At 73.8% G+C, this 24,324-nt stretch carries 21 protein-coding genes; 7 read left to right on the top strand and 14 right to left on the bottom strand.

What is annotated here, in order from left to right:
* Nucleotides 1-369: 369 nt before the first annotated feature.
* From GA0070613_RS12410 to GA0070613_RS12375, 8 genes are all read right to left on the bottom strand, one after another.
* Nucleotides 370-1,629 (bottom strand): MFS transporter, encoded by a 1,260-nt coding sequence (locus GA0070613_RS12410; protein WP_089012444.1) that lies wholly within the window; start codon nucleotides 1,627-1,629, stop codon nucleotides 370-372.
* A 138-nt stretch (nucleotides 1,630-1,767) separates the two neighbouring features.
* Nucleotides 1,768-2,646, bottom strand: coding sequence for a zinc metalloprotease HtpX (gene htpX / locus GA0070613_RS12405; RefSeq protein WP_089012443.1), 879 nt, complete (start codon nucleotides 2,644-2,646; stop codon nucleotides 1,768-1,770).
* A gap of 129 nt (nucleotides 2,647-2,775) precedes the next feature.
* On the bottom strand, nucleotides 2,776-4,269 hold the full coding sequence (locus tag GA0070613_RS12400) for an NADH-quinone oxidoreductase subunit N (protein ID WP_089012442.1): 1,494 nt from the start codon (nucleotides 4,267-4,269) through the stop codon (nucleotides 2,776-2,778).
* A 37-nt stretch (nucleotides 4,270-4,306) separates the two neighbouring features.
* Complete coding sequence (locus GA0070613_RS12395) at nucleotides 4,307-5,809, bottom strand: complex I subunit 4 family protein (RefSeq protein WP_089012441.1); 1,503 nt, start codon at nucleotides 5,807-5,809, stop codon at nucleotides 4,307-4,309.
* Nucleotides 5,806-7,764 (bottom strand): NADH-quinone oxidoreductase subunit 5 family protein, encoded by a 1,959-nt coding sequence (locus GA0070613_RS12390; RefSeq protein WP_089012440.1) that lies wholly within the window; start codon nucleotides 7,762-7,764, stop codon nucleotides 5,806-5,808. Before GA0070613_RS12390 ends, GA0070613_RS12395 begins: the two co-directional genes overlap by 4 nt.
* On the bottom strand, nucleotides 7,761-8,156 hold the full coding sequence (gene nuoK / locus GA0070613_RS12385; protein WP_089012439.1) for an NADH-quinone oxidoreductase subunit NuoK: 396 nt from the start codon (nucleotides 8,154-8,156) through the stop codon (nucleotides 7,761-7,763). Before nuoK ends, GA0070613_RS12390 begins: the two co-directional genes overlap by 4 nt.
* Entirely contained in the window at nucleotides 8,153-8,755 is a 603-nt protein-coding gene (locus tag GA0070613_RS12380; protein WP_089012438.1) for an NADH-quinone oxidoreductase subunit J family protein, read from the bottom strand. Before GA0070613_RS12380 ends, nuoK begins: the two co-directional genes overlap by 4 nt.
* Nucleotides 8,752-9,333 (bottom strand): NuoI/complex I 23 kDa subunit family protein, encoded by a 582-nt coding sequence (locus tag GA0070613_RS12375; RefSeq protein ID WP_089012437.1) that lies wholly within the window; start codon nucleotides 9,331-9,333, stop codon nucleotides 8,752-8,754. Before GA0070613_RS12375 ends, GA0070613_RS12380 begins: the two co-directional genes overlap by 4 nt.
* 317 nt (nucleotides 9,334-9,650) lie before the next feature.
* Between GA0070613_RS12375 and GA0070613_RS12365 the strand changes: the two genes are divergently transcribed.
* A complete protein-coding gene (locus GA0070613_RS12365) occupies nucleotides 9,651-12,152 on the top strand; it encodes an MSCRAMM family protein (protein ID WP_157746334.1) in 2,502 nt (833 codons plus the stop codon).
* Between the two features lie 14 nt (nucleotides 12,153-12,166).
* On the opposite strand, the gene GA0070613_RS12360 is transcribed toward GA0070613_RS12365, so the two are convergent.
* Nucleotides 12,167-12,574, bottom strand: a complete 408-nt coding sequence (locus tag GA0070613_RS12360) for an ester cyclase (protein ID WP_089012434.1) — start codon at nucleotides 12,572-12,574, stop codon at nucleotides 12,167-12,169.
* A gap of 93 nt (nucleotides 12,575-12,667) precedes the next feature.
* Here GA0070613_RS12360 and GA0070613_RS12355 point away from each other — a divergent pair, with 93 nt between their 5' ends.
* Complete coding sequence (locus GA0070613_RS12355; RefSeq protein WP_089012433.1) at nucleotides 12,668-13,720, top strand: glutathione S-transferase family protein; 1,053 nt, start codon at nucleotides 12,668-12,670, stop codon at nucleotides 13,718-13,720.
* A 52-nt stretch (nucleotides 13,721-13,772) separates the two neighbouring features.
* On the opposite strand, the gene nuoH is transcribed toward GA0070613_RS12355, so the two are convergent.
* A complete protein-coding gene (gene nuoH / locus GA0070613_RS12350; protein WP_089012432.1) occupies nucleotides 13,773-14,735 on the bottom strand; it encodes an NADH-quinone oxidoreductase subunit NuoH in 963 nt (320 codons plus the stop codon).
* Complete coding sequence (locus tag GA0070613_RS12345) at nucleotides 14,735-15,538, bottom strand: NADH-quinone oxidoreductase subunit C (RefSeq protein ID WP_089012431.1); 804 nt, start codon at nucleotides 15,536-15,538, stop codon at nucleotides 14,735-14,737. The genes nuoH and GA0070613_RS12345 overlap by 1 nt, the downstream gene beginning before the upstream one ends.
* A gap of 113 nt (nucleotides 15,539-15,651) precedes the next feature.
* Between GA0070613_RS12345 and GA0070613_RS12340 the strand changes: the two genes are divergently transcribed.
* Nucleotides 15,652-16,698 carry a glucose 1-dehydrogenase gene (locus tag GA0070613_RS12340; protein WP_089012430.1) on the top strand — a complete coding sequence of 349 codons (1,047 nt, stop codon included), beginning with the start codon at nucleotides 15,652-15,654 and terminating at the stop codon, nucleotides 16,696-16,698.
* A gap of 20 nt (nucleotides 16,699-16,718) precedes the next feature.
* Here the strand turns inward: GA0070613_RS12340 and GA0070613_RS12335 are convergent, their stop codons facing one another.
* Together GA0070613_RS12335 and GA0070613_RS12330 are read right to left on the bottom strand one after the other, a co-directional pair.
* A complete protein-coding gene (locus GA0070613_RS12335; RefSeq protein WP_089012429.1) occupies nucleotides 16,719-18,035 on the bottom strand; it encodes a DUF2252 domain-containing protein in 1,317 nt (438 codons plus the stop codon).
* A 36-nt stretch (nucleotides 18,036-18,071) separates the two neighbouring features.
* Nucleotides 18,072-18,647, bottom strand: coding sequence for an NADH-quinone oxidoreductase subunit B (locus tag GA0070613_RS12330; protein ID WP_089012428.1), 576 nt, complete (start codon nucleotides 18,645-18,647; stop codon nucleotides 18,072-18,074).
* A gap of 136 nt (nucleotides 18,648-18,783) precedes the next feature.
* Here GA0070613_RS12330 and GA0070613_RS12325 point away from each other — a divergent pair, with 136 nt between their 5' ends.
* The 4 genes from GA0070613_RS12325 (at nucleotide 18,784) to GA0070613_RS12310 (ending at nucleotide 22,719) form a co-directional block, all read left to right on the top strand.
* The gene (locus GA0070613_RS12325; RefSeq protein WP_089012427.1) at nucleotides 18,784-19,350 is read left to right on the top strand and encodes a SigE family RNA polymerase sigma factor; all 567 of its coding nucleotides are present in this window, start codon (nucleotides 18,784-18,786) and stop codon (nucleotides 19,348-19,350) included.
* Nucleotides 19,343-20,551: a hypothetical protein gene (locus GA0070613_RS12320; protein WP_089012426.1), complete on the top strand. Its 1,209-nt coding sequence runs from the start codon at nucleotides 19,343-19,345 to the stop codon at nucleotides 20,549-20,551. Before GA0070613_RS12325 ends, GA0070613_RS12320 begins: the two co-directional genes overlap by 8 nt.
* Nucleotides 20,552-20,697: 146 nt before the next feature.
* On the top strand, nucleotides 20,698-21,636 hold the full coding sequence (locus GA0070613_RS12315; protein WP_089012425.1) for a hypothetical protein: 939 nt from the start codon (nucleotides 20,698-20,700) through the stop codon (nucleotides 21,634-21,636).
* A 135-nt stretch (nucleotides 21,637-21,771) separates the two neighbouring features.
* Entirely contained in the window at nucleotides 21,772-22,719 is a 948-nt protein-coding gene (locus GA0070613_RS12310; RefSeq protein WP_089012424.1) for a hypothetical protein, read from the top strand.
* 118 nt (nucleotides 22,720-22,837) lie between these two features.
* On the opposite strand, the gene GA0070613_RS12305 is transcribed toward GA0070613_RS12310, so the two are convergent.
* A complete protein-coding gene (locus GA0070613_RS12305; RefSeq protein WP_089012423.1) occupies nucleotides 22,838-24,319 on the bottom strand; it encodes a pyridoxal phosphate-dependent decarboxylase family protein in 1,482 nt (493 codons plus the stop codon).
* Between the last annotated feature and the right edge of the window lie 5 nt (nucleotides 24,320-24,324).

The raw sequence follows: 24,324 nt of genomic DNA, 5'->3' as shown, positions 1-24,324 counted from the left end.
TCGGAGCACCTCATGCCGTCGATCGAGGACCGGACCCGGCGGGCCATCGACCAGGTCCTCACGCTGCCGTCAGACGGCCTGACGACGGCCTAGCGGAGATCATGGTTGCGTTTTGGCTGGTAGCAGGCGGTATCTCTGCAGTTCACCAACTACCGCTGACGGCGCCGGTCAGCGCGAGAAGATCAACAGCAGGATCACCGTCAGGATCGCGCTGATCAGGATCGACCCCAGGCAGCCGATCCGGCTCGAGAAGAAGACGAACACTCCCCTGCTGTACCCGTCCGGGACGGGTTGAGTCCCGCCAGCCGATCCCCCGCGTGTCGAGCGGTCACCCCGATGAGGTGACCGCTCGACCCGTGTCCGGGGTACTCAGACGGCGACCGGGGCTTCGGCGCGCACCGCCGAGGCCTCGGCGCGGGCGATGGGACCGGCGGGCAGCGCGGCGACCGCGGCGCCGACGGCGACCGCCGCCCCAGCGAAGAGGAACGCCCAGGGCACGCCGCCGGCGTGGTCGACGATCAGGCCGGCCACCGCGCCGCCGGCTGCGCTCGCCGCCACCGACATGGTGACCACCCAGGTGTACGCCTCGTTCAGCATGCCGGCCGGGGCGATCCGCCCGACCAGGGTGTTCTCCAGGGTCAACGCGGGCGCGATGGTGGCGCCGCCGAGGATCAGCGCGACGCCCAGCGCCGCCGGGCCGGGCATCATGGCGAAGACCGCGAAGCTGGCGGCCACCGCGCCGAGCAGCCAGGCGAACTGGCGGGTCATGTTGGCCGCCGGCCGGCGTACGCCGAACCAGAAGCCGCCCGCGGCGCTGCCGATGCCCCAGACGGCCAGCAGCAGGCCGGCGAGGCTCTCCGGGTCGTCGGCGGTGGCGTTGCCGGCGAAGGCCGGCACGATCACCCCGGCGGCGCCGAACGCGATGCCGAGGCTGGCGACGCAGAGCAGCAGCGCGGGGAAGCCGCCCACCCGCAGCGGGCCGAGGCCCTTGGCGTGGTGCTCGCGCGGGTGCGGCCGCCAGCCGCGCATCACCCGGCCGAGGGCCACCGCGGCGGTACCGACCAGGGTGACCACGGCGGCGCCGACGAGCGCGGCGGCGGCGTCGGCAACCAGCACGAACGCGGCCACCAGCAGCGGGCCGAGCACGAAGACGATCTCGAAGAGCGAGGTCTCCGCGGCGAGCGCCGTGTTCCGCAGGTGGTACCGGCCGGAGGTCGGGCCGGTGAGGTCGTTCCAGGCGCCGCGGATGGCGGCGGTCAGCGGCGGGTAGGTGGCGCCGGCGACCCCGGCGGCCAGGTAGATCAGGCCCAGGTTGCCGGTCTCGGACCGGCTGGCCCCGAGCAGCCCGAAGAGCGCGAGGGGATGGGCGACGGCGGTGGCCAGCAGCACGGGGGTGGGGCCGACCCGGTCGGCGATCCGCCCGGCGACCGGGCTGAGCGCGGCGCCGGAGAGGGCATAGATGCCGGCGGCGACCGCGGCGAGGGCGTACCGCCCGGTCACCTGCTCGACGACGAGCAGCAACGCCAGCGAGGTCATGCCGATCCCGAGCCGGCCGATGATGCCGAGGATCAGCAGCATCGGCGCGCCGGGGATCCGCCAGACGCCCAGGTACTGGCGCAGTGCGGCCACCGTCGACCTCCGAGAGATGTAATGGGTGAGAGACGTTTCGACCCTAACGCCGGGCAGGACGGGAGGGAATCGGTTTGTGCCCCGACACACGACTCCGCCCGCGTCCGGACCGGACGCGGGCGGAGGTGTCGGCGTGGGTCAGCGCTGGAACTGCACCGGACCGCCGCTGGCTGCCATCCGCTCCAGCCGGGCGACCCGCTCCTCCATCCGAGGATGGGTGGAGAAGAGCGCGGCGATACCGCCGCCACGCTTGAACGGGTTGTCGATCATCAGGTGGGCGGTGCTGGTCAGCTGCCCCTGCGGCGGCAGCGGCCGGGCCTGGGTGCCCATGTGGATCTTCCGCAGGGCGCTGGCCAGGGCCAGCGGGTCCCGGCTCAGCTCGGCGCCGGACTGGTCGGCCTGGAACTCGCGGCTCCGGCTGATCGCCAACTGGATGATGGTGGCCGCGATCGGGCCAAGGATGAGGGTGAGCAGCAGCACCGCCGGGTTCGGGCGATCCTCGTCGTCGGAGGAGCCCAGCGGGATGAACCAGGCGATGTTCGCCAGGAAGGTGATGATGCCGGCCAGCCCGGCCGCCACGCTGGAGATCAGGATGTCCCGGTTGTAGACGTGCGACAGCTCGTGTCCGATCACCCCGCGCAGCTCGCGGTAGTCGAGGATCTCGGTGATGCCCTGGGTCACGCAGACCGCCGCGTGCTGCGGGTTCCGCCCGGTGGCGAACGCGTTGGGCTGCGAGGTCGGGCTGACGTACAGGCGGGGCATCGGCTGCCGCGCCTCGGAGGCCAGCTCACGCACCATCCGGTACAGCTCGGGGAACTCCGCCTCGCTGACCGGTTGCGCCCGCATCGAGCGCAGCGCGAGCTTGTCGGAGTAGAAGTAGGTCACGCCGTTCATCAGCAACGAGGCGACGACGGCGATGACCAGGCCGCCGCTCCCGCCGAACCAGTAGCCGACCGCAAGGATCAGCGAGGTCAACAGGCCGAGCAGCGCTGCGGTCTTCAGACGGTTGTGATGCACGATCGCTCCTTCGGTGCGCGGATCCGTGCGGGAATCCGCTGACCGGTTCAACAACCCGGTACCCGCCAACCATCCTGCTCATGGCTGAAAGTTGCCTGGAAAAGCCTGTGCGCCGGCTGTGCGGCCGGCTCAGCGGGCCACCAGGTCGAGCAGGAGTTGCGGGGCGAAACCGACCACCACGGCCACCAGGGTCGCGACCGCCAGGGCCAGCCCGACGCTCGCGGCCGGACGGGCCACGGCCGGTCCGTCCGCCGGAGCGGGCCGGGCGGCGGCGTCCGGGGCGGCCCAGAGGGTGGCGGCGAGGCGCAGGTAGTAGGCGAGGCCGATGACCGCGTTGACCGCCACCACCAGGGCGAGCCAGCCGGCGCCGCCGTCCAGCAGCGCGCGGACCACGGTCACCTTGGCGAACAGCCCGGCCAGTCCGGGCGGCAGCCCGGCCAGCCCGATCAGCGCGAGCGCGAACGCGCCGCCGACCCACGGGTGCCGGCGGGCCGCCCCGCGCAGGTCGTCCAGGGTGCCGCCGTCGGCGTCCGCCGGGCGCAGGGCCACCACCGCGGCGAAGGCGGCCAGCTCCAGCACCACGAAGAAGATCGCGTACGCGACCGCGGCCGCGTACGCCCCGGCGCGGGCGTCGGCGGTGCGGCCGGCCGCCAGCGCGAGCGCGCCGAGCGGGGCGAGGATGTAGCCGGCCTGGGCCACCGAGGACCAGGCGAGCAGCCGGACGGTACGCCGCTGGCGCAGCGCCACCAGGTTGCCGACGGTCATGGTGAGCACAGCGAGCAGGGCCAGCACCGGACCGGTGACGGTGGCCGGCAGCGCCCGCTGGACCACGGCGAGCAGGGCGATCACCCCGCCCAGCTTCGACGCGGTCGACAGGTACGCCGCCACCGGCAGCGGCGCGCCGTCGTACGTAGCGGGGGCCCAGGCGTGGAACGGCACCGCCGCCACCTTGAACGCCAGCCCGAGCACCACCAGCGCCACCGCGACCGTGGTCAGCGGCAGGTCCAGCAGCTCCGGCCGCTCGGTGAGGGTGACGCCGAGCCGGTCGAGGTGCAGCCCGCCGGTCACCGCGTACAGCAGCGCCGCGCCGAGCAGCGTCAACGTCGTCGCCACCACGCTGACCACGAAGAAGGTCACCGCCGCCTCGGCGCTGGCCAGGCTGCCCCGGCGCAGGCCGACCAGGACGTAGAGCGGGAGGGTGAGCGTCTCCAGTGCCACGATCAGGGTGATCAGGTCGCCGGCCGCGCCGAGCACCACGCCGCCGGTCATCGCGCAGGCGAGGAGGAAGCAGTACTCCCCCACCGGCGTGCGGCCGGCCCGCAGCAGCGGCCCCGACAGCGCCAGCACCCCGAGGGTGAGCAGCGCGAAGACCGCCGCGACCAGGGCCGCGCGGCCGTTGAACACCCAGGAGCAGTCACCGCCCACGCAGAAGGTGCGCCGCTCGCCACCCGCCCCGACCACCGCCGCGCCCACCGCGCTGGCGACGGCGCCCGCGGCGGCCACGGCCACCGTCGCGCCGGCGCGGGCCACCAGCAGGTCGGCCAGGAGCACGAGTACGGCGGTGCCGGCGGCCAGGTACGCCGGCAGCAGCGCCACGTTGTCCACGCTCTGCACCAGACTCATGCCGTCACCCCACCCCACCAACGATCCCGGGACCCGTTCACTTGAGCACCCCCACCAGGGCGTCCACCGGGCCGGTCGCGTACCCGAGCACCAGCACGGGGGCCAGGCCGACGGCCAGCGCGAGAAGCACCAGCGGGGCCCACGCGGTCAGCTCGGCCCCGGCCAGCCCGGGCGCCAGCCGGCCCACCGCCGGGCTGGGCCGCCCGTGGGTGATTTGCCGCAGCAGCCGCAGGAAGTACGCGGCGGTCAGCGCCCCGCCGACCGCGGCCAGCACCGCCAGGGTGGTCCAGAGCCCGCCGCCCCGCCGGACGGCGGCCACCACGGCGAACGCCTCGCCCCAGAACCCGGCCAGCCCGGGCAGCCCGAGCGAGGCGACCGCCGCGAAGCCGAGCAGCCCGGCCAGCCGGGGCGCGGTCTCCCGCAGCCCGGAGAGTTCGGCGAGCGCGCCGGTGTGGGTCCGGTCCTTGACCGCCCCGGCGAGGAAGAAGAGCAGGCCGGTGATCACCCCGTGCGCGATGTTGCCGATCAGCGCCGCCTGGATGCCGGTGGCGGTGAGCGTGGCCACCCCGAGCAGCACGAAACCCATGTGCCCGACGCTGGAGTACGCGATCAGCCGCTTCAGCTCGTCCTGGGCGAGGCAGACCAGCGAGCCGATCAGGATCGCGGCGACGGCGAGCACCCCGAGCACCGGGGCGGCCCAGCGGGCGCCCTCCGGGGCCACCCCGACCGCCACCCGGATCAGGCCGTACGTGCCCATCTTGAGCAGCACCCCGGCCAGGATGACGCTCCCGACGGTCGGCGCCTGGGAGTGCGCGTCGGGCAGCCAGGAGTGCAGCGGCCAGAGCGGGCTCTTCACCGCGAAGGCCAGCGCCAGCAGGGTGAACGCGGCGAGCTGGGTGCCCCGGGACAGGCCGGCTCCGCCGGTCAGCGCCACGAGGTCGGCGGTGCCGGCGGCGGCGACCACCACGAAGACGCCGACCAGCAGCAGCACCGAGCCGAAGAGCGTGTAGAGGGCGAACTTGCGGGCCGCCCGCCGCCGGTCGTCGCCGCCCCAGCCGGCGATGACCGCGTACATCGGGAGCAGGACGACCTCGAAGAACACGAAGAACAGCACCAGGTCGAGGGCGAGGAAGGTGCCGAGGATGCCCACCTCGACCACCAGCAGCAGCGCGACCAGGGCCCGGCCGCTGCCGCCGTCGGGCACCCGCCACAGCGTGTACCCGCAGCAGAGCAGGGTGAGCAGGGCGGTGAGCACCACCAGCGGCCAGGAGATCCCGTCCACCCCGAGGTGGAAGCGCAGGTCGAGGCCGGGCACCCAGGGCAGGTCGAGCCGGTGCCAGGGCTGCACGGCGGGTCTCGGCCCGTAGCCGAACCAGCCGTGGTCGCCGCCGACCAGCGGCAGGGTGGCGAGCAGGGTCAGCGCGGCGGCGACCGTACCGACCAGCCGGGCCCCCCGGTCGTGCGGGGTGGCCGCCACCGCGACCGCGCCGAGCGCCGGCACGGCGAGGACCGCGACCAGCAGGAACTGTCCGAGGCTCACGGCGCCACCCCTCCGATCACTGCGACGGCGAGGCCGATCAGCAGCGCGCCGGCCAGCACGCCGGCCGCGGCGCGGGGCAGCGCGGCCCGGTGCAGCGCCGCCAGCCCGCCGCCCAGCTCCACCGCTGCGTGGCCGCTCCCCTCCACCAGACCGTCCACCCCCAGCTCGTCCCCGGTACGCGCGGCCCGAGCGAGCGCGGTCGTCGGGCGTACGACGAGGGCGTGCTGGACGTCGTCGAGCCGGAACGCCCGGGCGAAGACCGGCCGCAGCGGACCCAGGAAGCGGGCCGGGTCGGCGGCCGGGTCGCGGCGCCAGCCGGCCCAGGCGACGCCCGCCCCGACCAGCAGCAGCACCAGCGGCAGGAGCAGTGCGGGGCCGACGTGCACCAGGTCGGGGGCGACCCGGGACACGGCGGGCGTCCCCGGCCACAGGAGAGCCGCCTCCACGGGCGCGGCCAGTCGGTCGGCGAAGGTCTGCCAGAACCCGGCCAGGCCGAGCAGCGCGGCGGGAACCGCGAGCAGCAGCACCGGCCAGCGCATCACCGCCGGCGGGTCGTGCGGGCGGGCCAGCGGGCTCCGGGGTGCGCCGAGGAAGGTGCGAAGCAGCAGGCGGGTGGCGTACCAGGCGGTGACGGCGACGCCGAGCAGCCCAGCCAGCCAGACCAGCCATCCGACCCAGCCGTAGCTCGGGCCGGCACCGTCCAGCGCGGCCGCCTCGGCGGCGGCGAGCACGCCATCCTTGCTCCAGAAGCCGGAGAGCGGCGGCACCCCGGCGAGCGCGCCGAGGCCGACCACCATGCACCAGAAGGTCGCCGGCATGGCCGTCCGCAGGCCGCCCATCCGGGACATCAGGGTGGTGCCGACGGCGTGGATCACCGCGCCCGCGGTGAGGAAGAGCAGCGCCTTGAACGCGGCGTGGGTGAGCAGGTGGAACAGCGCCGCCGTGGGCGCCCCGACGGCGAGCGCTCCGGTCATGTAGCCGATCTGGGAAACCGTCGACCAGGCCAGGACGCGCTTGATGTCGTCCTGCGCGGTGGCGGCGAACGCGCCCAGCAGCAGGGTGATCGAGGCCATCACCCCGAGCACGGCGAGGGCCACCGGGGCGCGCTCGAAGAGCGGATAGAGCCGGGCGACTGCGTACACGCCGGCGGCGACCATGGTCGCGGCGTGGATCAGCGCGGAGATCGGGGTCGGGCCCGCCATCGCATCGGGCAGCCAGGTGTGCAGCGGGAACTGGGCGCTCTTGCCGGCCACCCCGGCGAGCAGCAGCAGGCAGGCGGCGGTGAGCGTACCGGTGGAGTAGGGGTGGCCGAGCACGTCGGCGATCTTGAAGCTGCCGGCGGAGACGCCGAGCAGGGCGATGCCGAGCAGGAAGCCGACGTCGCCGACCCGGGTCACCAGGAACGCCTTCACCGCGGCGGCCGGCGCCTCGGGCAGCCGCCGGTCGTGGGCGATGAGCAGGTACGAGCAGAGGCCCATCACCTCCCAGCCGACCAGCAGCATGATCAGGTCGCCGGAGACCACCACGGTCAGCATCGCGGCGGTGAAGAGGCTGATCTGCGCCGCGTACGGCGGATAGCGGTGATCCACCTCGACGTCGTCGTGCGGGCCGCGCCTCAGGTAGCCGATCGAGTAGACCTGTACGGCCAGGGCCACCGCGGCCACCGCCGTGGCGACCAGCACGGCCACCCCGTCCAGCCGGTACCCGAGGGTGACCGTCAACCCGCCCAGGTCGACCCAGCTGGTGGAGCCCTCGACCGGCCGGTCCACCCGGACCAGCAGCGCCACCGCGGCCAGCAGGGCCACCGCCGCGCCGGTCACGCCGAGCGCGATGGCCACCCGCCGGGCCGGGTCCTCGCCGGTCGCCGCGCCGCGCGGCGACGGCGGCAGCAGCAACCCGACCAGACCGACGAGCAGGGGTACGCCCGGCAGCGCCGCCGCGAGGAGCCCGGTCACTTCTCCTCCTCCGGCGCGCTGGCCGGCCCGCCCGAGCGCACGCTCGTCGTGCCGGCGGCCGGTACGCCGGCGGCCACGGGCGCCGGCGCCTCGGTCAGCGGCACGTCGTCCACGGTCACGCTGGCGCGCAGCCGGTAGAGCTGGAGCACGATGGCCAGCCCGACGCCGATCTCGGCGGCGGCGAGCACGATCACGAAGAGCGCGAAGACCTGACCGGAGTGCGGCAGCTGCGCCCGGACCGTGGTGTCCGCCGTGACCAGGATCAGGTTCACCGCGTTCAGCATCAGCTCGACGGCCATCAGCACGAGGACCGCGTTGCGACGGCGCAGCACGCCGTAGCCGCCGAGGCCGAAGAGCAGCGCCGCGGTGACGTACGGGACGACTGGCCTCACGCGCGCCCGCCCTCGTCCGCGCCCGTGACCGCCGCGCCGGCCGGCTCGGGCCGGGCCGGCGGTCGGCGTTGGCCGGCCGGCGTGCCGGCCGTCGTCGCGCCGGGCCGGCCGATGTCGGCGCGGGAGAGCACGATCGCGCCCACCAGGGCGGCGAGCAGCAGCAGCGAGAGCACCTCGAACGGCAGCACCCAGGAGCGGAACACCTGCTCGCCCAGGCGGTCGGCGGTGCCCGCGGCGGGCAGCTCCACCCGGGACCAGCGGAACGCGTCGACCAGCAGCACGGCCAGGCCCAGCCCGCTGCCGCCGCCGATCAGCGCGGCCGGCCAGCCCGGCCGGTCCAGGTCGTCGGAGGCGCCGATCGGGGCCCGGGTCAGCATCACCGCGAAGAGCAGCAGCACCACCACCGCGCCGACGTAGATCAGCACCTGCACCCAGGCCACCAGCTCGGCGGTGAGCACCAGGTAGTCACCGGCCAGCGCGCCCAGGCAGACCACCAGGTAGAGCCCGGCCCGGACCAGGTGCTTCGTGCTCACCACCAGCACGCCCGCGCCGACCGCCACGGCGCCGAGGGCCAGCAGCAGCACGTCCGCACCTGTCATGGGGTCGCACCTCCGCCGGCGGCGGGGCCGGGCTCGGGGCGTTCGGCGGCGGGGCGGGCCGGGGCTGCGGCCTTGCGCGCGGCGGTGGTCTCCTCCTTGGAGGGTTCGCCGTGCGGGTCGTGCGCGGGCGGCGGCGGGACGGTGGCCATCCACTCGCCCAGGTGGTCCTTGTCGTGCAGCAGGTCCTTGATGTCGTGCTCCGCGTACTCGAACTCCGGGGACCAGTAGAGCGCGTCGAAGGGGCAGACCTCCACGCATATGCCGCAGTACATGCAGAGCGAGAAGTCGATGTCGAACTTGTCGAGCACGTTGCGCTGCCGGGGGCGGGCGGCGCCCGGCACCGCCACCTCCTCCTTGTGCGAGTCGATGTAGATGCACCAGTCCGGGCACTCCCGGGCGCAGAGCATGCAGACCGTGCAGTTCTCCTCCAGCAGCGCGATCACGCCGCGGGAGCGGGGTGGCAACTCGGGGGCGACGTCCGGGTACTGCTGCGTGGTCGAGCGGCTGGTCATCGTCTTCAACGTGACCGCCAGCCCCTTCACCAGCCCTTGACCGGGCACGCCGCTGCGCTCGCTCACGCCGTCACCCCAGTTCGCTCGCCGGCGCGGTGCGGCATTTCCGCGCTGAGCTCACTGATTCGCTCGCTGCGCTCGCTCATGCCGCCCATCCTGCCCTGTGCCCCCGGCCCGCGCGACCACCACCCGGCTCTTGGCGGCCGCAGGGCGACCCGCGCACCCGTCGACCGGTCGGGCGACGTGCCGCTCCCCCCGATCGGGGAGGCGTGCCCACCGATCGGCTCGACCAGCCCGTGTGCCGTCCGGCGGGACATCGAACGCTTTGTTGAACCTCTATCCTGATCCTGCTGCGGCCGACGAGCCTGGGGGGACCACGGCCGATGAGACTGACCAAGAGGTGGATGCGCGCCCTGGCCGCGACCGCTGTCGTCGCCGCCGTGCTGGCGGCCGCACCGGCCGCGCAGGCCGTGCCGACCTACACGGCCACCGGTACGGTGACCGACCGGGCGACCGGCGCGCCGTTGCCGGGCGCCTGCCTCACCCTGTTCAACGCGCCCGACCGGGTGATCGCCACCCGCTGCGCCGACGAGCAGGGGCGCTACACCTTCTCCGGCCTGACTCGCACGATCCAGCCGCGCCTGCGAGCGCAGGCGGCGGGGCACGCGGAGCTGTGGTGGCCCGCCGAGCCCGACTACTACAACGCGGATCCGCTGCGCTACCCGACCGACGGCAGCACCACCATCGAGGCGAACCTGGCGCTGCTGGACGCCGTGGGCGGCTTCGCCGGCCGGATCACCCAGCCCGACGGCAGCCCCGCGTACGCCTCCGAGGTCACCGCCGTCTCGACCGTCGGCGTCTGGCGGGCGAAGGCGCCCACCGACAGCGACGGCCGCTACCGGCTCGGAAACCTGCCGGTCGGCTCCTACCGGCTCGCCATCGGCCCCCGGGGCTGGGACCCGACCCAGTGGCTGCCCGGCACCGGGAACCCGCCAGTCGTCACGGTCTTCGACGTGACCCCGGGCGCCACGACCACGGTGGACGGGCGGTACCTGACGACGACCGGGGCGTATGAGGGCGGCGTGCTGACCGGCACCGTGACGGCGGCGACCGGCGCGCCGGTCGCGGGCGCCTGCGTGACCGCAGTCTCCGTCTACAGCGGGCAGGAGGCCGCGACGGCGTGCACCGACGCCACCGGCCGCTACCGGATCACGACCGTGTCCTACAACCTCGGCTACAAGCTGCGGGTCAACGCCGACGGTTACCCCGAGCAATGGGCGCCGAACGCGGTGGACAGCCGCAACGCTTCCACGTACTTCCCGGCGTGGGGCCAGGACAAGATCGTGAACGTCGCTCTCCGGACGGGCGGCGGCACGGTACGCGGCCAGATCACCGACTACCCCGACGCCACCCCGGCCCTGACCAACTCGGTCCGGGTGGAGGCCGTCGACGGCTCCTGGTCCGCCTGGACCGAGGCGGTCGACGGGCGGTACCAGTTCGACCGGGTGCCGGCCGGTGACTACCGGGTCGCGGTCAAGCCGCTGGACCGGACCATCCAGTACCACCCGGGCAAGCCGACGCCCGCCGAGGCCACCGTCGTACACATCGCCGACGGCGAGGTCACCACGGTGGACGAGCAGCTCGTGCCCCCGGGCGCCGTCGAGGTGACGTTGACCGACGCCGTCACCGGGGCACCGGTGAAGGGCTGCGCACGGCTCTTTCAGGCGCAGGAGGTGGCGTGCGGCGACACCGGCACGATCACCTTCCCGAAGGTCTGGGCCACCGGCACCACCCTGGAGTCACTCCTCGTCGATGCCAAGCCGACCCACTGGACCAGGACCGTCTCCTCGGTGCGGGTCGTCACCGGCGAGACCACCCGGCTCACCGTGACCGTCGAGCCGGGCGCCGCCCTGGAGACCAGCGTCGTCGACGCCAGGGACGCTTCCGTGCCCCCGAAGACCTGCGTCTACGCAGTGAGTGCTGAGAAGCTGGCCACCACGCCGATGCGGCGGGAGGCCACCAGCTACTGTTCCGACACCAGCGGCAAGGTCCGCATCGGGCCGCTGCCGCCCGGGCCGGTGCAGTTGCTGGTCGTTCCGCCCGCCCCGTACGGCGCGCAGTGGTACACCGAGAACGGCGGCACCGGGGACCGGCGGGTCGCAGAGATCTATTCGATGCAGGTCGGCCAGACCGTGACCGCGCCGCCGATCCGGCTCGACCTGGCCGGCAAGCTGACCGGGCGGGTGAAGGACCAGGCGGGCAGCCCGGTCGACACCTGCGTGCAGCCCGTCGGCCTGCACCCGGACTTCGTGGACGTGCCGCCGGTGCGTGCCTGCGCCACGGGCGGCAGCTACGTCCTCGATCGCCTCGGCCCGTACCGCTGGCCGCTGGGGGCGGACGGCCGCGTCCTCTCCTCGGGGGCCGTGCTCGCCCCGGGCTGGTCCGGCAATGTCGACAACCGGTTCGAGGCCACCCTCGTTCAGGTCACCGCCGGCACCACGACGACAGTCCCGGACATCGTGCTGCCGCGGGGTGCCCAGATCCGGCGGCTGGACCTCGGTACCGCCGCCAGCCAGGGCGGCGTGCTGGAGGTGTACCAGCCGACCACCGGCGATCGGGTCTGGTATCCCGTCGGCGTCGAGTCGGTCATCACGGTACCCCTGCCCGCCGGGCCGGTACTGCTGCGGCTGTTGCCCAACGGCGGCAAGCCCTGCTGGTACGTGGGACCGCGCACCTTCCTGTCGGCGCGCGCCAAACAGGGCCCGAAGCCGGTCACCCTCACGGCCGGGCAGGTGATCGACACCTTCCGTCTGGCACCCGGCGACACCTGCGGGCCGGTCCCGGTCACCCGCGCCCTCCCGCCACGGCCGGGTCCGCAGGGCTGAGCCGGAGCGGGAGCTCAGGCCGGCGGGATCATCTCGACGCCGAGCTGCTGGAGGACCTGGAACAGCTCGTTGACGCTCCACACGTCCACGATCCGGCCGCTGTCGTCGAAGCGCAGGAACGACGCCCCCGAATAGCTGACCACTCGGCCGGTCGGCGGCACCGGGCCGAACTGCCCGGCCTGGGTGCCGGCGGCGCGCCAGTGCACGGCCACCCGGTCACCGGAGGCCACCACCTCGACGGTCTTGTAACGCAGGTCGGGGAACGCCGCCCGCCGGTCCCGGTGCCAGGCCAGCGCGGCCTCCGGGCCGGTCCCGCCCAACCCCGGGCAGTTCTCGGCGACCAGCTCGTACGCGGTCTCCTCGCGGTTCGCGTTCCACACGTCGGCGATGAAGCGTCGGGCCGCGGCCTCCACATCGATCACGGCGGCAGCCTAGTCCCGCCGCATCCCGCTCGGCCTGACGGGACCCGCCAAAACGACCATGATGGGACCGGGACGACAACGACAGGAGGCGGCGTGACCGAGAGCGGCGACGAGATCCTCAACCGCACCGGCGGGAAGTACGTGGAGCCGGGCGGCGAGTTCACCCGGGACCAGCGCTACATCGCCACCCGGATCACCGCGGACGGGCGGGACGGCTGGCCGGTGGAGCCCGGCCGGTACCGGCTGGCGGTCAGCCGCGCCTGCCCCTGGGCGAGCCGGCTGATCATCGTCCGCCGGCTGCTCGGGCTGGAGGACGCCATCTCGATGGCGGTGGCCGGGCCGACGCACGACAAGCGGAGCTGGACCTTCGACCTGGACCCGGGCGGGCGGGATCCGGTGCTCGGCATCGAGCGGCTGGCCGAGGCGTACTTCAAGCGGTTCCCGGGGTACGAGCGGGGGATCACCGTGCCGGCGATCGTGGACGTGCCGACCGGGCAGGTGGTCACCAACGACTACGCGCGGATGGGCCTGGACCTGTCGACCGAGTGGACCGCGTACCACCGCGAGGGGGCGCCGGAGCTGTACCCGGAGCGGCTGCGGGACGAGATCGACGAGGTCAACGCCGTGGTCTTCGCCGACGTGAACAACGGCGTCTACCGGTGCGGGTTCGCCGGCAGCCAGGCGGCGTACGAGAAGGCGTACCACCGGCTCTTCGACCGGCTGGACTGGCTGAGCGAGCGGTTGGCCGGGAAGCGGTACCTGGCCGGCGACACGATCACCGAGGCGGACGTGCGGCTGTTCACCACGCTGGTCCGCTTCGACCCGGTCTACCACGGCCACTTCAAGTGCAACCGGCAGAAGCTCAGCGAGATGCCGGTGCTCTGGGCGTACGTCCGGGACCTGTTCCAGACCCCCGGCTTCGGCGACACCGTCGACTTCGACCACATCAAGCGGCACTACTACGAGGTGCACCGGGACATCAACCCGACCGGCGTCGTGCCCCTCGGCCCGGACCTGTCGAACTGGCTCACCCCGCACGGCCGCGAGGCCCTCGGCGGACGCCCCTTCGGCGACGGCACCCCGCCCCCGCCGCCTCCGGCGGACGAACGCGTCGACCCCGCACACACCCCGCTGGAGGTTGGCTGAGTTTGAGAAGGTGGCCCCTTCTCCACCGGACACGTTGCGAGGGGTCCGCTCCTCACATCGCGAGGCGGACGGCGGCCGTCAGGACGAGCTGGGCGAGGGCGAGGGGGACCAGCACCAGCCAGCACAGCCGCTGGAGCTGGTCCTCGCGCAGCCGGGGGTACGACACCCGGAGCCAGATGATCACGAACGCGACCGCGAAGACCTTGATCAGCGTCCACAGCCAGCCGAGCTGGGCGTCCGCGAACGGGCCCTGCCAGCCGCCGAGGAAGAGCACGGTGGTCAGCGCGGCGATCACCACAATGCCGACGTACTCGGCGAGCAGGAAGAAGGCGAAGCGCAGGCCGGTGTACTCGGTCATGTAGCCGAAGACCAGCTCCGAGTCGGCGACGGGCATGTCGAACGGGGGCCGCCGGATCTCCGCCAGCCCGGCGACGAAGAAGACCACCATCGCGGGCGCCTGCCAGAGCAGCCACCACGGCCGCCACGCCTCGACGATGCCGGAGAGGCTGAGCGTGCCCGCCGCCATCGCCACCGACGCGGCGGCCAGCACCAGCGGCAGCTCGTAACCGAGCAGCTGGGCCGCGCCGCGCAGCCCGCCGAGCAGGCTGTACTTGTTGGCCGACGCCCACGCCGACATCAGCACCGCCACCACGCCGATGCCGACCACCGCGAGGACGAAGAACAGGCCGATGTCCAGCGGCTGCCCGACCAGGTCACCCGGGCCGAGCGGGATCACCAGCAACGCGAGCAGGTACGGCACCAGCGCCACCGCGGGGGCCAGCCGGAAGACCGCCCGGTCCGCGTCGCGCGGCGTGACGTCCTCCTTCTGCACGAACTTGATCCCGTCCGCGATCAGCTGCGCCCAGCCGTGGAAGCCGCCCGCGTACATCGGGCCGAGCCGGCCCTGCATGTGCGCCATCACCTTGTGCTCGACCTGCCCGACGAGCAGCGGCAGGGTGAGGAACGCGACCAGCACGCCCGCCACCCGGAGAATCAGCTCCAACCAGGCCGGCATCAGGCCCTGCCTCCCTCGGACGTCGGTTCGTCGCCGGCGGCCTCTGCCGGTTCCTGCCGGGCAGGACCGGTCGGGCGCTCGCCGGGCGTGGGCCGGGCGGCACGCTCGGCGGGCGCGGGGCGGGCCGGGCGGTCGCCCGGGGCGGGGCGCGCGGGGCGTTCCCGGGCCGGGCGGGCGGGCACGCCGCCGCGGGGGCCCTCGCCCACCCCGGCCGCGCCGGCCGGCGTGGGCGTCGTCCCCCACTCCCCCGGCGCCGGTACGCCCGGCGGGCGGATCGGCCGCCGGCCGCCGCCGGCCTCGGACTCGCCCGGCTCCTTCGCGCCCGGCCAGGGCTTGGCCACCCGGGAGGCGAGGACGAACTCCTTGCGCAGCGGGTGCCCCTCGAACTCCGGCGGCAGCAGCAGCGGCTTCAGCTCACCGTGCCCGTCGAACGAGATGCCGAACATCTCGTACGTCTCGCGCTCGTGCCAGGCCGCGCCCGGATAGAGGTCGACCAGCGACGCCACGGTCGCCGCCTCCCGGGGCAACCGGGTGCGCAGCAGCAGCCCGTGCCGCCCGGTGGTCGACCAGAGGTGGACCACCACGTCGAAGCCCTCGGCCAGCTCGTCGACCGCCGACAGCCAGTCGAAGAAGTCGAAGGCCAGCTCGGCGTCGTCGCGGGCCGCGCGCACCGCGTCCCGCCAGCTCGCCGGGGGTACGTCGACGGTGGCCCGGGCGTACCCCTGACCGCCGGAGACCGACGCGGTGGCCTCGACGGGCGCGAGCAGCGCGACCAGTCGCTGGCCGACCTCTTCCGGAGTCATGCCGCTGATCCTATGGCCGGCGGCCCGCACCCGTGTCGGGCCGTCCGCGCTCCCGGCCCGGGGAACTGGCCGCTTTCCCGGCGGGCGGGCTCCGGGCGGGGAAAGATGAACCCGTGCGCGCCGTGTCTGTGTCTCCCAGGGTCCCCAACTCTCTCCAGCTGACCGAGGACTGGCCCGAGCCGGCCCCCGAGGAGGGCGCGATCCTGGTCGAGGCGCTGGCGGTGGGCATCTGCGGCACCGACCTCGAGATCATCGCCGGGGCCTACGGGAAGGCGCCGCCCGGCCAGGAGCGGCTCGTGCTGGGCCACGAGGCGCTGGGGCGGGTGCTGGAGGACCCCACCGGCACCCTCCAGGCCGGCGACCTGGTGGCCGGCATCGTCCGGCACCCCGACCCGGTGCCCTGCCCCAACTGCGCGGTGGACGAGTGGGACATGTGCCGCAACGGGCAGTACACCGAGCACGGCATCAAGGCGCTGCCCGGGTTCGCCCGGGACCGGTGGCGGCTGCAGCCCAAGTTCGCCGTCGGCCTGGACCCGGTCCTCGCCCCGGTCGGGATGCTGCTCGAACCGACGAGCGTGGTGGCGAAGGCCTGGGACCACATCGAGCGGATCGGTCGCCGCGCCGAGTGGAAGCCGCAGACCGTGCTGGTCACCGGGGCCGGGCCGATCGGCCTGCTGGCCGCGCTGCTCGCCACGCAGCGCGAGCTGTCGGTGCACGTGCTGGACCGGGCCACCGAGGGGCCGAAACCGGAACTGGTCCGGGCGCTCGGCGCGACGTACCACGCCACGCCGGTGGCTGAGCTGGAGTTCGAGCCGGACGTGGTGGTGGAGTGCACCGGCGCGCCCGTGGTGGTGACGGACGTGATGTACAAGGCCGGGCCGACCGGCATCGTCTGCCTGACCGGCGTGTCCAGCGGCGGCCGGACCATCGACTTCGACGCGGGCGCGCTCAACCGGGCCCTGGTGCTGGAGAACAACGTGGTCTTCGGCTCGGTCAACGCCAACCGGCGGCACTGGGACCTGGCCGCCGAGGCGCTCGCCCGGGCCGACCAGGCCTGGCTGAGCTCGCTGATCACCCGTCGGGTGCCGGTGGGGGCGTACGCCGAGGCGTACACCCCCGGACCGGACGACATCAAGGTGGTGCTCGACTTCACGGCCTGAACGGCCGGGCGGAACGCCGCTCAGATGCCGGGCAGCCTGCCGTTGCGGAACAGGTCCACGAAGAGCTGGTGGTCGTGGCGGGCCTGGACGCCGTACGCGTGCGCGAAGTCGACCAGGTACCGGACGAAGCCCTCCACGTCGGCGTCGACGGCGGCGACGATCGCCTCCTCGGTGGAGTAGTCGACCAGGTCGTGGCTGGACTCGTCGTCGGCGACCGAGTGCATCCGGGCCACCGCCCGCCCCAGGTCGGTGAGCACCCCGGCCAGCTCCTCCGGCTCGTTGACGTCCGCCCAGTCCAGGTCGGCCGCGTACGGGGAGACCTCGGCGACGAGTTGGCCGACCCCGTCCAGCTCGGTGAAGCCCACCCACGGGTCGGCGTACGCCTGGAGCGCCCGCTGCGACTCGGCGGTCCGGTGGCCCTGGTGCTTGAAGTAGCCGCGGACCCGCTCGTCGTCGATGTACCGCGCCACCGCCGGCACCTGGGCCTGCTTCATGTAGATGACGACGTCGTTCTCCAGCGCCTGGGTGTGCCCCTCCAGCAGCAGGTTGTACGACGGCAGGCCGGCCGACCCGATGCCCACGCCCTTGCGCAGCACCACGTCCTTGATGTTCGCCGCGACGGGACGCAGGCGGATCGCGGACTCCGGCCGGGTGCCGAGGTAGTCGTGGAAGGCGGCGCGGACCGTCTCTCGGGTCTCCCCGTCGACCTCGAACACGCCGTCGGCGAGCGAGAACCGGCGGTCGTAGTCGTCGATGGTGGTCTGCGTGGCGAGCAGGTCGACCCGGGTGTTGAGCCGGGCCTGCTGGAGCACCCGGCGCAGCACCCCGTCGGCGTTGTCCAGGGTGATCGAGCCGATCGCGTCGTCCCCGCCGGCCGCGATGGCCCGCAGCTCGGTGAGGTAGGACCGGGCGAAGCCGCTGACCAGCTCGCCGATCACCTGGTCGGAGAGGGCCTTGGCGTACCCGAGCAGCGCCACGCTGGCCGCGAAGCGCTTCAGGTCCCAGGAGAACGGCCCGACGTACGCCTCGTCGAAGTCGTTGACGTTGAACACCAACTGCCCGGAGGCGTTCATGTACGTGCCGAAGTTCTCCGCGTGCAGGTCGCCGTGGATCCAGACCCGGCTGGTCCGGTCGTCGAGGAACCGGTCGTCGGCGAAGTCGCCGCGCTGGTCGGCGTAGAACAGCGAGGCGCTGCCCCGGTAGAAGGCGAACGGCGACGCCGCCATCTTGCGGAACTTGCGGCGGAACGCCGCCGGGTCGAGCGCCATCGAGGCGCCGAACTCCTCGGTCAGCACGTCGACGATGAAGGCGGAGCGCTTCTCCGCGGACTGGGTCATGGTCCGCAGGCTAATCCCCGACGGCCACTACCGGCCTCAGCCGGCCGGAGGACGTACCGGTGGTGCGGTGAGGGAGGCCACCGGGCGCGGCGCGGTCTCCGCGGGCCCGGCGTCGACCGGCGAGGCGAGCCGGTCCGGGCGGCTGACGCCGCCGATGCCGGACTGCTCGGCGGCGATCTTCTCCTGGAGGAGGAGGATGCCGTGCAGCAGCGCCTCCGGCCGGGGCGGGCAGCCGGGCACGTAGACGTCGACCGGGATGAGCTGGTCGACGCCCTTGGTCACCGAGTACGAGTCCCAGTACGGGCCGCCGCAGTTGGAGCAGGCGCCGAACGAGATGACGTACTTCGGCTCGGGCATCTGGTCGTAGAGCCGCTTGATCGCCGGGGCCATCTTGTCGGTGACCGTGCCGGAGACCACCATCAGGTCGGCCTGCCGGGGCCCGTGCGCGAACGGGATCACCCCGAGCCGGATGAAGTCGTGCCGGCCCATGCTGGTGGCGATGAACTCGATGGCGCAGCAGGCCAGCCCGAAGTTGAACACCCAGAGCGAGTAGCGCCGTCCCCAGTTCAGCACGAACCGGATCGGCTCGCCGAGCACCGCTGGTAGCTGCACCTCGGGCCTCCCTCGCGTGTCCCCGATCCGACAGTCAACCACAGCGCTCGGTCGACAGCCGGCGCAACCGTCGGCAGCATCGGCACGTGTGACGAGCGTCGACCGCGCCGGCGGCGACGGCACGGGGAGGACCCAGATGATGGTGACGGGGGAACCGAGGCTCGACGAGCCTCCACCCGAAGGGGCCGCGGGGCGGCGCGACCGCCGGGAGCGGACCGACGGGGTCGAGTTCGACGAGCTGTACCACGCGCACTTCCGGTCGCTGACGCTCCAGCTCACCGCCTACTGCGGTGACCTGTCGCAGGCGCAGGACCTGGTGCAGGAGGCCTTCTGCCGGGCCTTCGCCCGCTGGTCCCGGGTGTCCCAGTACGACGATCCGGTGGCCTGGGTGCGCCGGGTCGCCTGGAACCTGGCGACCAGCCGGTGGCGCCGGCTGCGCACCGCCCAGACGTGGCTGTCGCGGCAGCGCGAGGAGCACGTGCCGGGCCCCGGCCCCGACGGGGTGGCGCTGTCCGCCGCCCTGGCCCTGCTGCCAGCCCCGCAACGGCGGGCCGTGGTGCTGCACTACCTGGCGGATCTCTCCGTCAACCAGATCGCGCAGCAGGAGGACGTGCCGGAGGGCACGGTCAAGTCCTGGCTGCACCGGGGCCGCGCGGCGCTGGCGGCCCAGCTGGCCACGAACGAGGTGAACGACCATGACTGACTTCGACGAGATGCTGGTCAGCGGGGAGTTCGCGGCGTACCGCGAGGCCCTCGCCCCGGCCGTGCAACCGGCCGGTCCGGGGGCGGTCCGGCAGACGGTCCGGCGGCGGCGCCGGCGCACCGCGGTGGTCACCGCGGCGGCCGTGCTGCTCGCCGTGGCGATCCCGGTCGGCGTGAACGCGGCCCTGGACCGACGGACCGGTCCGCGCCCCGGGCCGGCCCAGACCGGCGAGCCCACCCCGTCGCCGGCGACACCGGCACCGAGCCCGTCCACCGCGTCGCCCACGCCGAGCACCGCCAGCCCCACCCCGGCGGCGCCGGACGGCCGCATCAGCCGGTCCCAGCTCCTCGCCACCAGCGTCGACCTGGCCGTCTGGCCCGGGGAGATGCCGCCAACGACATGCACCAGCAAGGACGTCCGGCTCCGGGCCGGCCCGCTCAGCGAGTCGCTGCCGGCGGTGCTGGGCGACCTCGCCTACGGCGACCTGGACGACGACGGCGCGATCGAGACGGTCGCCCTGGTGGGCTGCCGGTACGGCGAGGCCTCGGCGAAACAGCTGGTGGCGTTCGACCGGGACGGAGCCGGGCGGATCGTCACGATGGGCCGAGTGGTCGGCACCCGCGAGGGGATGGACGACATCACCGCGTTCTCCGTCGAGTCCGACGGGCAGATCCGGGTGCACGTGGCCGACATCCAACCCTGCTGCAGCACGCCGTCATGGGCACCGCAGCGGCAGTGGCGGACGTACGCCTGGATCGGCGACCGGTTCGACCAGACCGCCGGGCCGACGAAGTTCGGAGTCGACCCTCGACTGACCGACCTCACCCTGACGGCCGGTGACCTGGTCGTCGGGCCGCCGGACGCGACGGGCAAGCGGACCGGCTCGGTGACCGTCATCGTGGTGAACAGGGGACCCGTGGACGTGCCCCTGCTCGGCTTCTCCGACTTCTACAGCGTCGGCGAGCCGGCCGGCGGGGACCTGGCCCGGTGCCGGGCGGTGCGGTCGGAGGGGTCGGACGCCTGCGTCCTGGACGGCCTGCCGGCCGGGAAACGGAAGACGTACACCTTCACCTTCCGGTACGACCCGCCGGACATCGGCGGTCCGCCGACCCTGCGGGTCATCCACTACGACTCCCAGGAGCGGTACTGGAGCGACCTGAAGTGGAAGGACAACCAGGTCGAGCTGAAGACGGTCGGCTAGGCGCGCGGCGACCCGGCGCCCCCGGGTCGCCGCGTCACATTGGCGGCAGGCCATACCGCAACCGACCGTCCGAGATGGACGTGTCACCAGTATCGGGCGGACGGAAGCGCCGCCGCCCGCCAACGGGGATCCACGGGAGGACCAGCATGACCACACGCACGGCACGGATCGCCACCTCGCTGCTCGGCGGGGCCGCCGCCCTGCTCACCCTGACCGCGCCGGCCGCCGCCGCGCCGACCGGAACGACCGGCGGTACCGACATCACCGCCCAGCGGCTCGTCCTCGAGCCGACCGATCGGGGGTACGTCGGGACGCTCACCGCCACGGTGACCAACCGGAGGTCGACCGCGACGTCGGTCAACCTGGTCATCACCGAGCCGGCCGCCGCCTCGTTCAGCACGATCGAGCCCGGCGGTGCCTGCCTCTACGACCGGCTCGTGGAGAACCGGCTGGTCATCGGCTGCATGGGCGACCGGATCGAGGCCGGGCAGAGCGTCGCCTTCCGGCTTGGCTTCCACGTCTGGACCACCGCCCGCGACTACCCGATGATCGCCGACGGCGGGCGGATCGAGGTGGTCCCGGACGGCGCCACCCGGGCCGCCGACAGCACCGGCTTCACCACGCTGTTCCGCTCCACCACCGGGAGCCTGAAGAAGCCCCGGCCGTACGTGCAGGCCACCGAGACCGACCTGAGCATCCGGGGCGGCGCGGTGGTGCTGACCCGGCAGGCGGACGACAGCCTGCTGGGCCGGATGCCGGTCACCGTGCGCTACGGCAACGATGCCCCGACCTTCCTGCTCAACGTCGGCGCCGCCCTGCCGGCGGGGGTGGCGGTCCACCACATCGAGCCGCAGGACATGCCGAGCTTCCCCAACTGGTTCAGCGTGCCGGGCGGCCGGTTCATGCCCGGCGAGGAGCGGACCTTCGACGTCTTCCTCAGCGCGCCCGCCGGCACGCCGGCCGGTGAGCTGGGCACCGGCACGTTCACCGTGGCCGGCAGCTACTTCTGGGGGACCGACCCGCAGGACGTGGACCCGGCGGACAACAGCACCTCGTTCGCGGTGACCGCGGTCGACGCGAGCTGACCGGCGGCGACGGACCCGGCGCACCCGCGCCGGGTCCGTTTCGTCCCACGGGGCCGCCAACTGTCCGCGGCCGTCGATATCGTGCGGACCGATGCCCGCCGGCGACGGCGGGCCGTCACACGGGGAGGAACGACCATGTCCATCACTCCGTCCACCGGCCGGCGGGTCGCCGCCGGCCTGCTCGGCACCGCGCTGGCGCTGCTCGCCGCCGGAGCGCCGGCCACCGCGGCGCCCGCCGAGGCCACCGGTCCACTGTCCATCACCGCGCAGCGGTTGGTGCTCGACCCCACCGACCAGGGGTACGTCGGCACCCTCACCGCCGTCGTCACCAACGAAGGAACGGTGGCCGACTACCCGACCCTGACCTTCACCGAGCCGGCCGGGGCCTCGCACACGACGATCACGCCGGGCGGTCCCTGCTTCTTCCTTGGCCTGGAGGCGAACCGGATGCGTATCCAGTGTCTGGGCGAGCAGATCCAGCCCGGCGACAGCCAGACGTACTCGCTGGGGTTCCACGTCTGGACCACCCCGCGCGACTACGCCATGACGGTCGCCGGCACCGAGATCGCGGTGGAGCCGAACGGCAAGCCGCAGTTGGCCGACACCGCGGCCTTCACCACCCTGTTCCGGTCCACGAAGGGCAGCCTGAAGAAGCCTCGGCCCTACGTGCAGGCCGTCGACAGCGACCTCCGGATGACCGCCGGAAACGTCACCCTCGACCGGCTGCCCGACGGCAGCCTCAGCGGCCGGATGCCGGTCACCGTCCGGTACGGCAACGACGCCCCGTCGTTCGACCTGCCGGTGACCGCCAGCCTGCCGGCCGGGGTGGCCGTCGACCACATCGAGCCGCAGGACATGCCGAGCTGGAGCGATGGATTCAGCGTGCCCGGGGGCCGGTTCATGCCGGGCGAGGAGCGGACCTTCGACGTCATCCTCACCGCACCCGCCGGCACGCCGGCCGGTGACCTGGGCGTGGGTTCGTACACGGTCTCGTCGAGCTACTTCTACGACGCCGAGGTGCAGGACGTGGACCCGAGCGACAACACCGCCTCGTTCACCGTGACGGCGGCCGACGCGAGCTGAACAACGCGTCACCCGGCCGGGGTACCCGCCGCGACCACTCGTCATATTGCGTCGTGGATCACAACGGATCGAGGGCCCGGAACCAGGTCGGTTCCGGGCCCTCGCCGGCGGCGAAAGGTCACCAGGCCGGGCGTTGCAGCAGTCCGACGAACTCCACCAGCAGCCGTTCCCGCAGCCGCACCGGGGCCGCGGCGAGCAGGGTGTTCACGGTCGCCATCCGGTCCGGCAAGGGGCCGGGGCCACCGCCCAGGCCGAGGCCGACGGCCAGCCCGGCGATCAGCTCCGGGGTGAGCGCGTCCGGGGTCAGGCTGCCGGCCAGCGCCAGCAGCTCCGACGGAAGCTGCACCGGGCCGGCCGCCCGGGCCGCGGCGACCGCGTCGGCCAGGTCGGGGCCGAACTCGGCCACCCGGGGTGCCACCGCCGCGGTCACGGTGAGGTGCACGCTGGCCGGCAGGCCGGCGTACGACAGCTGGGGCTGGGTGTGCCAGCCCCGGGCGGTAAGCTCGTCGACCAGCACGAACAGGTCCAGCCCCGGGTCGGTGCTGGTGAAGCAGACCACGCTCGACTCCGGCTCGGCCATCAGCCGCAGCCCGTCGACCGCGCGGACCGCGTCGGCCAGCCCGGCCACCGCGTCCCGGGTGAGCGCCGCGAGCCGCAGGTAGCCGTTCTCGCCGAGGTGCCGCAGGGTGGCGTACGCGGCGGCGATCGGGCCGCCGGAGCGGGTGGAGGCGATCACGGGGTTGACCATTGTGTACCCGGGCCAGTCGGCGTACGCGAAGTACTGCGGCGCGCGCAGTCCGGGATCGCGGTGCAGCAGCACCGACACCCCCTTCGGGGCGTACGCGTACTTGTGCAGGTCGACGGAGATCGAGGTGACCCCGTCGACGGCGAAGTCGAACGCCGGCACCGGGGCGCCGAGCCGCCGCAGCCAGGGGAGGGTCCAGCCGCCGAAGCAGGCATCCACGTGGCAGCGCACCCGGGCCGCCGCGGCGACCGCCGCGATCTCCGCGACCGGGTCGACCACGCCGTGCGCGTACGCGGGGGCGGAGCAGGCCACCAGCACGGTCTCCGGCCGGATCGCGGCGGCCATGTCCGGAACGGCGGGGCGGAGGGTGACCGGGTCGACCGCAACGGGGTCGAGGGCCACCCGCAGGTAGTGGGCCGCCTTGGCGAAGGCGGCGTGCCCGCTGACCGGCACCACGATCCGCGGCTCGGTGACCTCCGGGCGGGCGTCCCGGGCCGCCTTCACGGCGAGGATCAGCGACTCGGTGCCGCCGCTGGTGACGCTGCCGACGACGTCCGGCGCGCTGGTGCCCGGCCCACCGCCGAGCAGGCGGGCCGCCGCCCCGACCAGCGCGTTCTCCATCGCCAGCAGCGACGGAAACGCGGTCGGGTCGAGCCCGTTCACGTGCGCGCTCTCGGCGTGCGCGGCGTGGGCCAGTTCGTCCAGCCCAGCCACCCCAGGGTCGTACACGTACGCGAACAGCCGCCCGCCGTGCGTCGGCCGGTCCCACCCCCGCAACCCGCGGATCTCGTCGAGCACCCGCTCCGCGGGCACTCCCTCGACGGGCAACGCGCCCGCTCTCTCCTCGTCGATCATGGACG

This window comes from Micromonospora inositola (genome assembly GCF_900090285.1).
Lineage (GTDB): Bacteria > Actinomycetota > Actinomycetes > Mycobacteriales > Micromonosporaceae > Micromonospora > Micromonospora inositola.
This window is presented reverse-complemented; position numbering and strand designations above follow the sequence as displayed.